Annotated in this window: 14 protein-coding genes; 1 reads left to right on the top strand and 13 read right to left on the bottom strand. The window is 40.8% G+C overall.

Annotated features, from left to right (window positions below; translation table 11 throughout):
- Window positions 1-248: 248 nt before the first annotated feature.
- Both CIK80_RS10400 and epmB read right to left on the bottom strand, forming a co-directional pair.
- A complete protein-coding gene (locus tag CIK80_RS10400; RefSeq protein ID WP_095569925.1) occupies window positions 249-2087 on the bottom strand; it encodes a hypothetical protein in 1839 nt (612 codons plus the stop codon).
- Window positions 2088-2434: 347 nt separating this feature from the next.
- Window positions 2435-3442, bottom strand: coding sequence for an EF-P beta-lysylation protein EpmB (epmB, locus tag CIK80_RS10395; RefSeq protein ID WP_095569924.1), 1008 nt, complete (start codon window positions 3440-3442; stop codon window positions 2435-2437).
- A gap of 157 nt (window positions 3443-3599) precedes the next feature.
- Between epmB and efp the strand changes: the two genes are divergently transcribed.
- Window positions 3600-4172, top strand: coding sequence for an elongation factor P (gene efp / locus CIK80_RS10390; protein WP_062845283.1), 573 nt, complete (start codon window positions 3600-3602; stop codon window positions 4170-4172).
- A gap of 291 nt (window positions 4173-4463) precedes the next feature.
- Here the strand turns inward: efp and CIK80_RS10385 are convergent, their stop codons facing one another.
- The 11 genes from CIK80_RS10385 to CIK80_RS10340 all read right to left on the bottom strand — a co-directional run bounded on the left by CIK80_RS10385 (window position 4464) and on the right by CIK80_RS10340 (window position 16685).
- Window positions 4464-6212 carry a GAF domain-containing hybrid sensor histidine kinase/response regulator gene (locus tag CIK80_RS10385; RefSeq protein ID WP_257011745.1) on the bottom strand — a complete coding sequence of 583 codons (1749 nt, stop codon included), beginning with the start codon at window positions 6210-6212 and terminating at the stop codon, window positions 4464-4466.
- A gap of 21 nt (window positions 6213-6233) precedes the next feature.
- Window positions 6234-7115, bottom strand: coding sequence for a ThiF family adenylyltransferase (locus CIK80_RS10380; RefSeq protein ID WP_095569922.1), 882 nt, complete (start codon window positions 7113-7115; stop codon window positions 6234-6236).
- Between the two features lie 85 nt (window positions 7116-7200).
- A complete protein-coding gene (locus tag CIK80_RS10375; protein WP_257011744.1) occupies window positions 7201-8193 on the bottom strand; it encodes a TatD family hydrolase in 993 nt (330 codons plus the stop codon).
- Window positions 8194-8384: 191 nt separating this feature from the next.
- A complete protein-coding gene (locus CIK80_RS15340) occupies window positions 8385-8546 on the bottom strand; it encodes a hypothetical protein (RefSeq protein ID WP_179288366.1) in 162 nt (53 codons plus the stop codon).
- Between the two features lie 229 nt (window positions 8547-8775).
- Window positions 8776-11025 (bottom strand): type II secretion system secretin GspD, encoded by a 2250-nt coding sequence (gene gspD / locus CIK80_RS10370; protein ID WP_095570385.1) that lies wholly within the window; start codon window positions 11023-11025, stop codon window positions 8776-8778.
- Window positions 11026-11168: 143 nt separating this feature from the next.
- Complete coding sequence (locus CIK80_RS10365; RefSeq protein WP_095569920.1) at window positions 11169-12065, bottom strand: type II secretion system protein N; 897 nt, start codon at window positions 12063-12065, stop codon at window positions 11169-11171.
- On the bottom strand, window positions 12066-12890 hold the full coding sequence (gene gspN / locus CIK80_RS10360) for a type II secretion system protein N (protein ID WP_095569919.1): 825 nt from the start codon (window positions 12888-12890) through the stop codon (window positions 12066-12068). It lies immediately after the preceding gene.
- A 242-nt stretch (window positions 12891-13132) separates the two neighbouring features.
- Window positions 13133-13456, bottom strand: coding sequence for an H-NS histone family protein (locus CIK80_RS10355; protein WP_062845289.1), 324 nt, complete (start codon window positions 13454-13456; stop codon window positions 13133-13135).
- Window positions 13457-13918: 462 nt separating this feature from the next.
- On the bottom strand, window positions 13919-14506 hold the full coding sequence (locus CIK80_RS10350; protein ID WP_095569918.1) for a hypothetical protein: 588 nt from the start codon (window positions 14504-14506) through the stop codon (window positions 13919-13921).
- Between the two features lie 651 nt (window positions 14507-15157).
- Window positions 15158-15778: a single-stranded DNA-binding protein gene (gene ssb, locus CIK80_RS10345; protein WP_062845291.1), complete on the bottom strand. Its 621-nt coding sequence runs from the start codon at window positions 15776-15778 to the stop codon at window positions 15158-15160.
- 265 nt (window positions 15779-16043) lie between these two features.
- Complete coding sequence (locus tag CIK80_RS10340) at window positions 16044-16685, bottom strand: DUF3833 domain-containing protein (protein WP_257011743.1); 642 nt, start codon at window positions 16683-16685, stop codon at window positions 16044-16046.
- Between the last annotated feature and the right edge of the window lie 115 nt (window positions 16686-16800).

The raw sequence follows: 16800 nt of genomic DNA, 5'->3' as shown, positions 1-16800 counted from the left end.
AGCGTACTATCAAGAATGGGCTTAGCGGCTCTTGTGATTCTGATATTTTTTTCGATTTAAAATGTCAGGCTCAGGAGCCAAAGGTATCACATAGATTAGGGTAACCATCATCGTCATTATAGACAATAATCTAATGGGTTGCAGGTTAACTTACCCGCTGCATTGTTTAGTCAGACTATTTAAACAAAAATATAAGTAATAATTTTTACACATGTCTGCGTCTCTATTTTTATGATAAAACAAGCCAATTATATTTTTACTATCTCATACTGGCTAAATTCATCCGTGAATAATACTCTTTTTTCCAAACGCAAAGGCGTTTGTTTATTGTTGATACGCATCGTTACTCTGTCATTCGGTTGGAAGTAAGCGGTCGGCACTATTAGTGTACCTGCCGTTTGCAGCTGCTCATCCCCACCAAGGATAAATGCTGGTACAAAATGTTGACTGCGTGTTTCTCTGCCTTCCAAACGTATGCCGCAAGCAACGACTGCATGTCCAAGCACCTGCCACTCAACTTCTAGGTTTTTGTCATCAGGATTCAACCAGCGTGCCACGCCTATTGACCAATCAGTTGATGCATTTCTATCAGAACGACAAATTAAAAAAAGACTCATAGTAGATACTAATAGCGGTGCTGTCATCGTCCACTTAGGGTCAACAATGCCTAGATCAACGCCTTCTTGATTGGGCAACTTTTTAAGCTGGGCAATGCCACTATCTGTCACTATCTCACCATAGTTTGATATGGTGTCTTTATTTAATATAGCTTCTTTATTTGTCGCCTGCGAATGATCTGCTGGGAATACCAATTGTAATCTGCGAAATAAAGACGTGTCACTATTACTTAAAATCTCGTGAATGACGGTTTCATCGCCGCCCCGCTTATGCTTGACTGTCTCATAGCGAGGGCGCTGCTCCTCTGGCAAATCATTCACAGCAATCAGATTGGCAAAACTTTGTGAACCACTAACGCGATAATGAATATTATTGAAGCCCGTGATTAGTACAGCTTCTTTTTTGATAACATATTTGGTCGCTGGTGTGAGCGGTGTTTGCAAATATCGATACCTCATTGTCATCGATAGTTTATTTAACAAATAGCATTCAGCGCCTTCACTACCCTCTACAATCAAAGCTTGCACGCGTGCTTCAAAATACGCGAGCAATGGTCCAAGCTCTATAAACAAGCAATGATGGTGATCTTCATAAGGATTGATATCAGAGTTGGCCGTTAAATAGGCAGGCGGCTTATCACTATGTAAATCAACGAATACCCGTGTCTCAGTTTTTGGCTCTATCGTTGCAACAATATATTTGCCCCATTCAGGCAATAAGCGTTGGACAAGCAAAACAGTCTGGCGTTGCATGGCACGCATATTTAACAAACTGTGCAGACAAATTTGACAATACAATTGATGTATATTACTGGCACGCAAACTGCCTGTAGTCTCAATATGATTAACAGTCAACACGTGATGTTGATGAGCAAGAGCATATAACCGATTAGTTTTGTACCACAAATAAGGTGATGGTTTTTGATAACAGATCACCTCTTCGCCCAGTAATTTTTGGTACATTAACAACGTCTGATAAATAGCAGTAGCAAGCAATACCGATGAATCATTATTCACCTTGAAATATCGTTTCCAGACTTTGCTAGAAGGAGGCTTCTTCCGGTTTTGTAGCAATGCTTGCTTATCATGTATCACTCTGTCATAAGCCATAATAATGAGATAATATAATGACTTTACCTGAGCCATATGAGACAACGGCACGTCATTTAGCGCACCAGTCTCATAAATATAGTGTTGTCTTAGCGTGGCAATGAGTTGATCTGAGGCATCTATCACTTGCGCTAGTAGTTTGAGACGTTGTTGCTCCTTGATATTGACCTCACGTAATACGGTGAGTATCTTTTCTAGCTGTTCTGCTTGCTGTATAGGCGTTTGAGAAGGCAAAGTTGCCAACAGTTTGAGCAAATAGTGCTCTTGACCATTGGCCGATTGACTCATAGAAGGTGGCTGCGCTTGAGAAATGGACTTTTTAGAAGACAGATATTCTTGAAACGTTGATAAAGTTATCATCGGTATTCCTAAGAACTAGGGTATGGCCTCATTTTTTCCATAAAATAAGACAGATTTTAATCGAACTTCAATAGAATCGCAGACAGTATCTGCGTATCATCCAATACCTAACACTATTTTACTTGTCACAAACCGAGCTGGTTTTGGCTGGATAAAATGAGTGTCTATATCTGATCATCCCTAAATATCCTACGTTAAAACCATCAAAAACACCTGCCAGCCAACCTTTATAAATCACATATAAAACTGATAATTAAAATAGAAAATGCATTCAAAAACAATGACTCTCCTACGCTACCACAATCATTATTTTTTTATACGTTTTTTAATAAACTACCGTGTTTACATTACGATCTATTGTAAATATCGATTGGTACCTTAAAGCGCCTATTTGGTAGCTCTCTGACCAACTTTGGTACAAGATAACCTGGTAGCACTGCTAACAGCGACCAATAAAGCTCAACTGCCGTCTGCTCGTCACTATCAAAGTGAGCTGCGCCAGCAACTTTGTCTAGTACATGCAGATAATAAGGCAAAACACCTGCGGAAAACAAACGTTGACTTAATTTTTTTTGTACCTCGATGCTATCATTAATTCCTGCTAATAGGACAGCTTGGTTTAATAAAGTAATTCCTGCGCTACGAACGCGTTGCAACTGCTCCGAGGTAAATGCATCAATTTCATTGGCATGGTTACAATGAATCACCATCACAATATGGCAGCGACTTTGGGACAACCTTTCTAGTAATGCTTCATCTAGACGGGCTGGAATCACCAACGGTAAGCGAGTATGCAGCCGAATGGTAGTCAATTGCGGTATGGACTCTAGCGTATCTAACCAAGCGAATAAACGCCTGTTTGTGACGTTTAATGGATCCCCACCACTCAAGATTACCTCATTAATGTCAGGATGCGCCGTGATATAGTTGACGATGTTTTCTTTTGCATCCGCTGTGGGCATATTGGCACTATAGTCAAAATGTTGGCGGAAGCAATAACGACAATGAATCGCACAAGCACCCGTAATGGTCAATAACACCCTTGACTGGTATTTATGTAGCATACCTTTGACTGGGTTTTGCGTATTTTCACTTAGTGGGTCAGCCACATAGCCTGTTACGTTTATTTGCTCCTGCTTATCTGGCAAGACTTGTTTTAATAAAGGATCATTGCGATCACCAACTCTCATTTTTGCCACAAAATCACGTGGCACGCGCAGCTCAAAATGCTTAGGCACATAGACATCCGCACGTAATGATTCGAGCTTTAAGAGATGTAATAGCTCGTCGATGGAAGTAATGGCTTCGGATAATTGCGTTTGCCAGTTTTTTTGTGTGATTAAATGGTTTATCATGACAGCCTACTATCTGTGCCTAAAAGGCGGTATTATACGCCCTTAAGGTGTACCCTATCAAAGTATACCCGTTACCCTTTAAGCACTTGGCGTAACAGCAGCTTTTTGTACAGTAAGCGCTACTTATCATCATATTTACAACCCCTAGGAGTCTCTTGTGGCAAGTTTTTCTACTAATGAATTTAAAGCTGGTCTAAAAGTTATGCTCGATGGCAATCCGTGCGCCATTCTTGAAAACGAGTTTGTCAAACCTGGTAAAGGTCAAGCCTTTAACCGCGTCAAGTTGCGTAATCTTCGTAGTGGTAAAGTGTTAGAACAAACGTTCAAATCAGGTGACAGCTTAGAAGCCGCTGATGTGATGGATACGGAAATGAACTATCTATATAACGATGGTGAGTTTTGGCATTTCATGCACCCTGAAAGCTTTGAGCAAATCCAAGCGGATAAAAGTGCCATTGGTGATGCACCACAATGGCTAAAAGAGAACAGTAATGCATTATGTACCATTACTTTGTTCAATGGCGCGCCTTTGTCAGTCACCCCGCCTAACTTTGTTGAGCTACAAATCACTGAAACCGATCCTGGTGTACGCGGTGATACCTCAGGCGGCGGCGGTAAACCTGCTAAGCTAGAGACGGGTGCTGTGGTACGTGTACCATTATTTGTGCAGCAAGGTGAAGTGGTACGTGTTGATACCCGTACTGGTGACTACCAAACTCGTGTCAACTAAGTATTTATGAAGCCCAGCGTATATAAAGCTTAATATCTACAAAAGAATAGATAGCGGTCAAAACATTGTTTCAAGAGCATGGTTTTGAGAGCATTGTCTCAAAACCATGGATTTCTATAAGACAGTCACTATTTATTTTTCCATAAAAAAGCTGAACCCCTTATAAAGCGGTTCAGCTTTTTTGTATTTATAATGATCATTACTGCTGTGTCTATAAATTCTCTATAGCAGCCAACAGAATCATCTCATGATATACGTTTGCAGCTCTCATCATTAGCTAATGTTAAAACATTATTCTTCTTCGTCTTCATCTAGCTGCTTTTGGATAAGCCAATACTGGACCAATGCATTGAGCTGTTCTTGTTTAAAAGGTTTGGTACAGTAATCTTGCATACCAACCTTTAAGTACTTTTCGCGTTCACCATCCATCGCATTGGCAGTCAAAGCAATAATAGGCGGCAGTGACTTAGGATCATACAGCTCATGCAGTTTGATGGTGGCCTGTACGCCATCCAAGATAGGCATATGATGATCCATCAAAATCACATCGTAGCGGTTAGGGAATAAAGCAAACATATCAATAGCTTGCTGTCCATCTGTGACATGTGTGACCATATGCCCACTATTGGTCAAAGCCTTTTTGGCGATAATGGCATTCACTGTATCATCCTCTACCAATAAGATATGACCGGCTCGTTCATGACTGGGTTCAATCAAAGTAAAGTCGTTTGACGCTTGCCACGTTTCGTATTGGTTTGCACTTATGATAGTCAAAGGCAGCAAGACGCTAAACGTAGTACCCACACCAACTTCACTATCTACCTCGATGTAACCACCCATTAAGCCGACTAAAGACTTACAGACAGAGAGTCCAAGACCAGTTCCACCATAAAGGCGATGTGTGAACTTATTTGCTTGATCATAGGCATCAAATATTGCTTCTAACGAATCTGCTTTGATCCCAACGCCCGTATCTTTTACTTCAATACACAGTGTCATGACATCGTCGGAGTCCGTGTTTGTATCTATGTCTTCATCATCGCAGTTTAACAAATGCTTAACATCGATACTCACGCGCCCACCTTCACGCGTAAACTTAATTGCGTTATTGACAAGATTCGCCAAAATTTGTTTAAGGCGGACAGGATCTCCCTTTATATAAGGTGATAAGGACTCCGTATAATGATAATCCAAAATTAATCCACGTTGCCGTGCTTTAATCGCAAAGAGACTAACAACTTCATTGCATAAAGCCGATAAATTGACTGGTACCGTGTCAATCGTCATTTTTCCAGACTCTACTTTGGATAAGTCTAGAATACCATTGATAATTGACATCAAGTGTTCATTAGATACTTTTATATTATTTATATATTCTTGCTGTTCAACACTAAGATCGGTGTCGCCTAGCATCTCCACCATACCAATAATACCGTTCATCGGTGTACGGATTTCATGGCTCATATTGGCCAAAAAGTCTGATTTCATCTCATTGGCACGTTTGGCATCACGCTGCTTGTCCTGTAGTTGCAAGGCATCTGCAGCTATCATTGCAAATTGAGCCAATATCTTTGCCTGTTGTTCGTCAAAGCTATAATTAGGCTTCGTATCCATTACGCATAAAGAACCTAAACGATAGGTGATATTATCTTCATGCAAAATAATGGGCGCGCCAGCATAAAATCGTAAATAAGGCGTTTCTGTCACCAATGGATTTTGGCTAAAACGACTGTCTTGAGCCAAATCTGGCACAATAAAGACTTCATCAGACAGCATCGTATAGTTACAAATAGATATCTCACGTGGTGTCCGGCAAATACCCCCAAGTCCATGAGCTGATTTTAGATACTGCGTCTCCTCATCCATGAAGGCAATAGTAATGATAGGCATATCAAAAAACAGCCCTGCAAGATCAACAAGGCGTCTAAATGCTGGCTCATCATTATCATTGAGCACTTGGTATTTTTTCAGCTTATTGATACGCTCTGCCTCATCTACCGCCACTGGGTAACTGTGTCTAGGTGAGTTAAGTATAGACAAGATAGACTCCCTTAAATAATATCAGACACCCGATTTTATGTTTGCCTGTGCTATCAGCAATTGTAATGCTTCGCTTACCATTATCATCGCTACCACCGATGTGACAACCACTGCTGAGCCATAACCACCGCAGTGCAGTCCACCTGTCTGACAGCTCTTATCCACGCGAGGGGGCTCTGTAGAATAAACACATTTGATACCGAATTTTTCTTTTAGTGTACTGTTGATACCTTTTTCGTGACGTAGCTTGTTGCGTAGTTTGGCCAGTAATGGATCTTGATAACTCTCGCGTAGATCACTGACTCTAATTTGACTTGGGTCAATTTTACCACCTGCTCCACCTGCACAAACCAGCTTGAGCTTATTAAAACGGCAATGAAGGGCAATGGCCAATTTAGCATTCATATCGTCTACACAGTCTAACACCACAATAGGCTTACCCTGAGCAGCAGCTGTTTTTGCGTCTTGACGGCTTGGCAATAGCGTTTCTACATTATCTACTGTCAAGAAGTCATCTATTAAATTTAAGGTCACTTTAGGATTGATCTCGCGCATACGTGATGCCATCGCTGCAATTTTACTTTGGCCAAAGGTACTGTCCAATGCTGGTAGCTGCCGATTAACGTTTGAGGCGACCAATACGTCCAAATCAATTAAAGTAATAGTACCTACTGCCGTTCGAGCCAAGGCTTCTGCTGCCCAAGTACCGACCCCTCCTACACCAATAATATAAACATGGGAGGCTGCAAATATATCAACTGACGACTGTCCATAAAGCGTTTTTGTACCCTGAAAACGACGATCATATTGATCACTGTTGGCTTCATCAACGTCTTCTATAACGGCATTCTCAGTAGCGACAGGCACTGTCAGTAATGGCTCAAATTGTCGTGTTTCACTCATACCAATTATATACTCTCTTATATTAACGCAGTTATTCTTTACAATTACTTTAACGATTAGCGACAACCATTAATAGTACTATCACTCATTTTGGATAATTCCATGTCATTTGTAAAGCTGCGCAACTGTTAGACCATAACTGCTTAGCAAGCACATCAGATGAAATATCGAGCAACTCACTCAAGCTTTTTAGTACCCATGGTAGGTTACTTGGTACATTTCTATCTTGAATAAGTGCACTACTGTCTTTTTGCTGTAAGCCTTGCTCAAGTGTTGATGAGTCTTTTATCGTTGTCCGGCACATAACAGGTATCATATCTGGACAATCTGTCTCAATCACCAAACACTCAATGCCATACTCTTGAACAGCAGCTTGAATTGCTGAGCGCAATTTTTTGGCGTTAGGATTGGTTACCTGTCCCGTCACACCAAGTTTAAAACCCAGTTTTACAAATGCTTTTGCTTCTTGTACACCGCCACTAAAACTATGGGCGATGCCACCAAATTTATGGGCGTTATAATCATGCGCTTTTAATATCGCCAATGCTTCTGCGTGTGCCTTACGAATATGCAACATCACTGGTAACTGATGTGCTACTGCGATATCCAATTGCGCTTTAAAAAACCGCTCCTGCTTGGCGAACACCTCTGGCACCTTCATGGCCGCGGTAAACGTATCTAACCCAATCTCTCCAATCGCTATGGGTCGATCTTTAGCAATCATTTTTGCCATATCTTCGAGGTGGGCATCGCTATGCTGCTCAATATAAAAAGGATGCAAGCCCAAAGCAATATGAATGTTGGTACTTGCCTCATCCTGACTAACGTCTTGTTGCGTAGAGTGCGGTGATAGCGTTTTGATCTGCTCTTTATTATTCGATTGATTACTATAGCGCTGCCTGGTCTTGTACATACGTTCAAAATGCTGATACAAGTAGCCGACCAATATCAAATGCTGGACGCCATTCTTATAAGCTTTTTGTGTGAGCAGCGCCCTATCCTCATCAAACACTGGTGCATCAAAATGTGTATGAGTATCAATTAGTGGATAGGGACTAGTTTCATTCATTTTAGACATAGTAGAAAAACCTACAGGAGTCATTCATAGACTTCAAATTTTTATTTTTTAATTGAACACTTCATTATTTATTATCTTTTAGAAACATTAAATAAAAAACTATCTATAAACAGTTACTTTATTATCAGTACAATATATTTTTACAAATAAAAATATATGGCTACCTATTTTTAGCAGTATATCGCAATTATTTAATCGTGTTCGGCAGTTTTTTTATCATTTTTCTTTTTGGTAAGTTCAATAGAAGGCTTTATACTGGCTTTCTGACTACTACGTCTTGGGATAATCAATAATGCTGTCGCAGCGCCCGCTAACATAACCCATTTTTTAACATTTCTGATTTCCATTGCCATGACCTTTATATTCCCATAATAGCCTGTAAATTTTATCTACAACGATTTACACTAAGTATTCAAATAATATTTAGTATACTAAGATATAAGAATCGCTATGTTTTTCTATGTTATGAATACGCAAGCTAATGTACGGAATATTATGAGTTAAATAAGCCGTACATTTGAGAGATAAAATTAAGACATTGTCATTTTATATACGAGTTATGAAAAACCGTATGGTGCATGCTTATCGATTTAGAGGATAGGTTGTTATGCCAGTGCTTGGCGCATCTACTTTGGTAAAACCCTGAGGTGCTGCCCGTGGTGTTTGATCTCGCTTAGGAACAAGGGGGTTCAGTGGCATTAGTTCGTAATCTGCACTGACATCACCATTCCACCCTTCTGTACCACTCAACGGTAATTGTTTGATAGTACCGTTCTTGTCAATAACTAGCTGTAGTACACGCATTTGATTGAACTTGCGTTCTGTAACGCTAGCGACTGCACCGCCATCACGAAGGATGGTTGGCTGTAAAAATATAATCAAATTGCTTTTTTGAGTGGAATCATTGTCAGAGCGAAATAATCGACCAATAACTGGTACATTACCCAAACCCGGTACTTTTTGTTGACGCGTGGTGGTGTTATCGCGCATAAGTCCCCCTAGCGCAATGGTCTGTTGATCATCGGCTAAGATGGTCGTATTGATAAGGCTTTTATTGGTAATTAAGCCGCTAGCATTGCCTGTGCTGCCTGGTACAACTGATGACACTTCTTGTGAGACTTCCAACCGTACCGTGCCATTATCCCCAATATGCGGAATAACGTTCAGATTAATACCAATGTCTTGGCGATCGATGGTCTGGAAGGGGTTATTTGAGTTATTGCCGCTGGTAGTGAAAGAACCTGTCACAAACGGCACGTTTTGACCAACTAGAATGCTGGCCTTTTCATTATCTAATGTCAGAATAGACGGCATAGACAGCAGATTTGCACTGGTAGAGGAATCAAGCGCTTGCAAGATAGCCCCATAAAACTGGGTATTTCCTCGACTGTCTTTGCTACTATCGCCAATACCAATCAGAGCACCTGCTATCGAACCTGCTGCTGCACTGATACTGGCTGATCCACCACCAGATAAAGCGGCAGCGGCAAGCGAAGCGGCACTTGCGCCCACATTGTTAAAGTTAACCACACCATAGCCACTATTGGCGTTACCAAGTGCCCACTGTACCCCAAGCTGGGTCGCATCATCACCAGACACTTCTACGATAGCGGCTTGAATTAAGACTTGCGCACGGCGATTGTCTAGCTGATTAACGGCGTCTTCGATTTCAAACATCAGCTCAGGTGCGGCATTGACGATGACCGCATTTTGAGTTTCATCCGCGATGATACTAAAGGGTCGACCACCCACATCCGACCCACTGCCTCCACTTGAACTTGGGCTAGCAGCGATTGAACTGGCGGCACTGGTATTGATACCACCCGTCTCGCCAGTTAATGCAGCACCTGTACTAGGCGTATCATTCAATGATGCTGATTCTAATGAAGAAGCTGCCCCAGCGCTATTGATGGATTGATTGGCAAGTAACCCACGTAGCATTTCTGCAATATGAGACGCACTGGCATACTTTAATCGAAAAACACGCAACCCACTCAAACGCCTTGAGGGCGTGGTATCTAACTGATTGACCATTTCTTGTACTTTGGCAATCATCTCAGGACTGCCCTTAACCAACAGTCGGTCACTCGACGCATCAGCAATAACCTTAAGCTGGTTGCTACTGCCTTGTGCTTGCCCACCGCCCGTTGTCATCACTAGCGAGCTGATTAAGTCCATCATGCGTTCGGCATCGACATGGCGTAACGGTATCACGTGCAAACTGTCATTGACGTTGCTGTCTAAATCGCGAATAAGCGCTGTTAATTGGTTGAGACTGTCAGCACGATCAGACAAGACCAAAGCATTGACGCCTGGTACGGCAGCCGCATGGGCAGATTGTGGCATTAATGGTCGAATAACACCCAGCACTTCTGCTGCTTGGGTGTTGGTCAAATAAATAACGCGCGTTGCTAGCGTCTCGCCGACACTATTACCACGCAAATCCACGGCCACGCCAGATTGTTTGGCAACATTGTCTGGCACCAATTTGATTGTCGTACCCGAATCAATTGCCGCTACCCCATTTACTTGCATCACACTCAAAAACAGCTGATAAATCTCATCCCGTGATAAGGCTTTGTTAGAGATCACTGTCACATTACCATTGATACGTGGATCAAGAACAAAGTTCTGGTCAGTGATGGTCGCAACTTCATTGATAAAAGCTTTGATATCAGCATCTTGTAAGTTGACTTTCCAGCTTTCAGCACTTGCAAGACCAGTACCAGCAACCCATAGTGGCACTGCAATGCAAAGTGGACGACACAGGCGCATCAAACGCTGTAATACATGGTGCAAAGGCGTGACTGAAAAATTACGAGAACTTACCATATTCATGTTTACCCAAAATGATGTCGCTTAGGATGTACTAACCTTATTGTGTGCTAAAAGTGGTCCATTAGCAGGTGGCTTACAATAGCACTAATCAAAGTCTTGTTTCTTTTAAATAGGATACTTAATATCATTGCATTTATCTAAAACTGCTGACGAATCGTAATCACTTGCTCACCGCGGCGCACTTCTATCTGCGCCTCGCCCGATTGCTGTATCTGTTGGAGCACACCAGCATCTTGTGCAGGATTGCTACCCACGCTCTGACCATTGACCGTCAACACTTGATCGCCTGGTTCAAGGCCTAGACGATTACGCAATTTAGCAGGCATCGCTGCCGTCACTTGATAGCTCTCACCAGATGCCATGACACCCATTCTGCTCAGATAACTGGCAGGATTATCCTGTAATGCCGTAACGGCTTCTTCTATCGCAGATTGCGGACTGGTTGTCTCACCCGTTTCGGGGGCTTCAGGCGTCATATTTTCCATAGACTGAGGCGTGGTAGGCAGCATGTTATTATTCGGCAAACGCTGATTGCTAATGCCGCCTGCTATCATATCGCTTTGGTCTAATGGCATGGCTTCTGGCATCTGAATGACGGTTTGTTTTTCATTTGCATCGGCAATGACAATCTCATTCCAGTCGACTGCAATTAAAGTATAGCCACTGTCTTTTAAGCGATCGCCAATGCGATAGTTTTTTACTTCACCGTTAACATCCAGCATGGCTGAAGACAGGCTCTCCGGTATGGCCAGTAATACCCCTTTCAGACCAATATTGGGTGGTGGCTGTACGGCAGCAGCAATGGGATCAGGCTCAGCGAAAATAGCGAATACACTACCAGAATCAGTGTTGGCACTAGGCGTGTTTTGCAAAGTCGCTAACGGCAATGCGGGCGCTAATGGTGGCGCTAATAATAGCCACAATAATCGCGCGGCTGTCCAGCACAACCAAGCGATGGTCAATAATAGCAACCAACCTGAGAAGCGATTGAGCATTTTAATAACAGGCTTGAGGTTCGCAGATACATTCATCATTTAGGGTATCCCCAGTCCAGCCGATAGTGGCTGACGTACGCTGACGACTGGTGTGTCTTGCGGTGCTTGCCCCTTATACTCAGGCATATTTTCTAATAGACGCTGGGTCAAACTGACATCTAACATCATATCGCCATCAACATATAAGTCACCCAAACGTTTATCTTGGTTGTTGAGCAAATTGATATGCAGCAGGTTCTGATTGTTTTTCTGCTCGGCACTCAGCTCAGCTCGCATCACTGGCATGGTAATATAAAAAATCTTACCACCGCTCGGATAGCCAACTTCACCGCCAACCCACGTCAACTGACCGTCTGCTTGAGTAAATCCAGCTAGCGCCTTATTAGACTCATTGTCTGCTGCACTTGAGCCAGACTGACGTTGCAATGATACGTTGTTGACTTGAATGGGTGTATTGGGCAGCTGCCAATCAACCACACTGGCTAGCGTTTCAGGGGCAATTTTACCGCTCATATTATCAACTTGCCACGAGTTAACCCCTACTTTTACTTGTCCGTTTAATCGGGTTTGGTCCGCTTGAATATCAACCTCAGCACCTAACTTGCCCAATAATAGATGCCACGGCTGCCATGACCATTTTGCCGTCCCTGTGAGTGGTATCGCTGACACAGGTATTTGCCAAATAACTGAGCCTTGCCATAAGTTACCAGACACGTGCTGCACATAAGGCGTATCAGGCGCGTACTTCTCTAGTAGCCACGATGCTGGCATTTGCAAGATAGCAAATAGTGCAAACAATATAATCCCAACTAGCCACCATAACTTGCGAGGACGCTTATGAGACGATGCAGAAACTTGGGGCACAGTGGCATAACTCTTCTATGAGACGAAAACGTCATTATCATAACAAACAATGGCATACAGATGACAGAAAAAAAGCCAGTATCTTTTTTGCCAAAATACTGGCAATAAAGATACTGGCTTCGTCTATTATAAACGCTATCACTGCGTACAATAAAATTTACTGGTTACACCTAAGCTGTGTCCATTAACTTTATAGATAAGGTAGCCTATGACTACCTAAGTGATGGCATCAATATTATCTATTACACTGCAAAATCTTCAAGATCACGACCTGCCGTTAACGCTTCAACCAACCAAGTTGGCTTACGACCACGTCCTGTCCAAGTCTCTTCATTGTTATCTGCGTTACGATATTTGATACTGCGCTTTTTCTCTAGCTTTTCGCCCGCTTTCAAAATCTCTTCGATAGTCGCATTGCTGTCTTCTGAAATTTTCTCGAACTGCATATAAGCATCATACAAACGCTGATGTTGCTTTTTGGCAATAAGTTGCTGAGCGTTTTCTGTGATGGCGCGTAGCTCATCTACATTTAGGTTGTCCAAGTCGATTACGTTATTCTTGCTCATAATAAATCCAACTGTAAAATGAAATAAAGATCAACTTAATAGATATATTAATCGCTATTAAGCACTGATAAATAATTATTCATTCATTTCTAAAAGAATGAATAAACCACTAAAATATTAAATATATGAAATTATTAATTATCATTTTTATGATGCTCGTTAATATAAACAAAAACTTATCATAAATCAATAGCGCACTATTATGACCACATAACAAAAAAACTAAAAAGCAAACATAAGTAAATAAAATAAATTTTTATAGATCATTATTTGGCAATCATGATTTCTCTCTAATTTTAAATAGTTTATTTATAATAAAATAAACATAAATCTATAAAAAATCTCTAGCTGACTCAAGAGGTTTAATGCTTATATTTAACTATAAAGTACTTTTTATCTATTTTTGGCGATCACTAGATCCATTAGAAGTACTATAGAGCTGAGATTGAAATAGCCCCAATACTATTGCTCAATTCGCTTTATAAAACTGGTCATACCAAGCGATAGATCGCCATGACTTTTACGTTGTATCTCTTGTGCCAAAATCAACAGTTGTGAGTTATTCACACATTGCTCTAGCAAGAGTAAATAGCCCCAAGCCTCTGCCGCAGATGCATTTCTTTCTATATAAACTGCCAAATCTGACTTTATGTTTTCATATCTTGCCGCAGATAACTTAGTTTTAAAAATATTGCCAATTGCTTTCATTCTTTTGGGAGATTTATTATTGAAAGCACGATCAACGGCTGACTCGATACTGATATCAGAGGACTGGCTTATTGGTTGGGTTTGAGTGTCTATCGAGGTACTGTTGGCACTAACGATCTCAATATACTCAAGCTCTAAAAGCAATTCGAGTAACGATGTTATGCCGCCAAAACTTGCAAACATCTTGCTCTGGTTTAGTGCATAAAGATAGCTTTGATAATCTCTCTTACCATCAATCATGATGAGTAATGTTCTTGCTTCTCGCGGTAATATACCCAGACCTTGAGACTTTACTTCATCTCTTCCCAAATCCGTTTTCACAAACACATCACTACTATTCATGCTTTATCCCTGCCAATAACGATAAAGAGAGTATCGCTTTATCGTAAACCTCTCACCCAATAAATTTTACGTTTTAGCACTAAATGGTAAAACAGTAGGTTTTCATTACCCCTAAAAAACACTTTTATAAAAATATTTATCTTTATATTTTCTAACCTCTTCATTTACAAGGATTATATCAACCACTTTTAATAAACTACTAGCATTAATTGAAACCAATGGAATAGACGGTTGATATAGCGTATGAAAGGTACTTTTTATAAATTTCAAGCCAAAATTTATTAAAAAACACCAATGCAATATTTGTCATCTTTCTTATATAAAACACTTATTATCTTTTAGTGATATTAAATAATCTATAAATATGTATGGACATATACTTATAAGAGAAGACGGGTATTTGGACTAAATCAGACAAATGTTCTATAAATTATTAATTTTGAAGAAATATATAAACTTATTTCTTTCTATATAAATTTTATTAATTACTTAAAATCAAATATTTTCATATTATTTATCATTAGGCGTTAAAAAACTCTGCAATAGCAGAGTCTTGTTTTTCTAAGCAAATCGTATTTAAAAAAATAGCTCATTGGCAATATTACCAATGAGCTAAATATCTATAAATACAATATTCTATTATTGTATGATTTAAAACGGGATGTCATCGTCTACAGGACCATCCGGCATGGCAGTAGGCTTCGACTGTGCGGGACGTTGTTGAGTCGGTTGGTTAAACTGGTTTTGCTGAGCAGGCGCATTTTGGTTATTAAAGCTATTTTGGCCACCTTGGCTCGCCCCAACTGCTTGATTATAGCCGCCTTGCTGATTATTGGCTTGTTGACCAAAGTTATTTTGGTTGCTTTGGCCGCCTTGATTGCCATAACCACCTTGCCCTTGGTTTTGACCACCAAAATTACTGCTGTCTTGACCGCCACTCTGACCGTCTAACATTTGCATTTGCTCAGCACGAATCTCTGTAATATAACGATCTTGACCATTTGGATCTTGATATTTACGAGTACGCAAACTGCCTTCGATATAGACTTTACTACCTTTACGCAAATACTGTGCAGCGATTTCGCCCAGACGATTAAATAGTGAGATACGATGCCATTCTGTCGCTTCTCTTTTTTCGCCGCTTTGCTTGTCTGTCCATTGCTCTGACGTCGCAACCGAAATATTGGTCACGCTACCGCCATTACTAAATTGACGTGCCTCAGGATCTGCTCCAAGGTTACCGATGATGATAACTTTATTAACTCCGCGCATGATACCGTCCTTTTATTTATGAATAATTTACTCAAATATTATTTAATAGAACCCGTAAATTCTATTAATGATATGACGTTACTTTAACCAATTTTTGTTCAAATATCTACAGACCATCAGCTGGAGACGACAATGTATGTCGCTTAGATATGTATATCATTATATTTAAAGGCTAAAAAATGAAAGTGCCACTATTTTGACATTTTAAGCGATTAATGAACACCATCAACCTTTATCATTTCTAAGTAAAATCCTAATTATTACGTTATTTTGTGGCAGGATCTTTGCGATGCATGCTTAGAGTCACACTGCCCAACTCTACCCCAAATTTTTTCATCACTGAGCGATTGAGCATGACACCGTCATTGATAAGATACATCCAATCGTCAAAATCGACTTGGTAGGTTTTGTCCTCAACAGGCAAAGCCAATACGTAATTCCAATGCAAGGTATTACCGACTACTTCTCCTGTTGCTTCGCCGATGACATCTCCTGCTGTCCCAACCCAGACGCCATTACTTTGCTCAGTCAGTCGCCATATACGCTGCGATTTTGACCCGTCCGCCCACGAGAATTTTTCATCCAAAACGATGACGTTATCTCCTTCGTGAGTCGCATTGATATCGACATAAAACCGTTTTTTGACCTCGCCATTACGACCTTGAAACATTCCCCAACCATCAATTTTACCTGAGAAAAACTCATGCATATCGAGCGTCGGCGTAGTGTTCTGATAGGCCTGGATATTTTGTGTGGCGCAGCCAGAAATCAATAACGTAGCTGATAGCCCACAACCTATTACAATCTTGGTCATTGTGCGAGTGACATTTTTTTTGCCAATCACGTTTTTATTAACCATGTTTCTACCAACCATCGTGCCACTAGAAAGCCTTTTAAACTTACTCATATTAATTCCTTTTAGATAAAGATAAGTATTTAGTGTTTACTGATTGATAATGGCTATCTGTACGGTTATTGTCTATTCAGTTCTACCTATTTATTCTGATTTTTATCAACCTAAA

Source organism: Psychrobacter sp. JB193, assembly GCF_002285555.1.
In the GTDB taxonomy this organism is placed as follows: Bacteria; Pseudomonadota; Gammaproteobacteria; order Pseudomonadales; family Moraxellaceae; genus Psychrobacter; species Psychrobacter alimentarius.
This window is presented reverse-complemented; position numbering and strand designations above follow the sequence as displayed.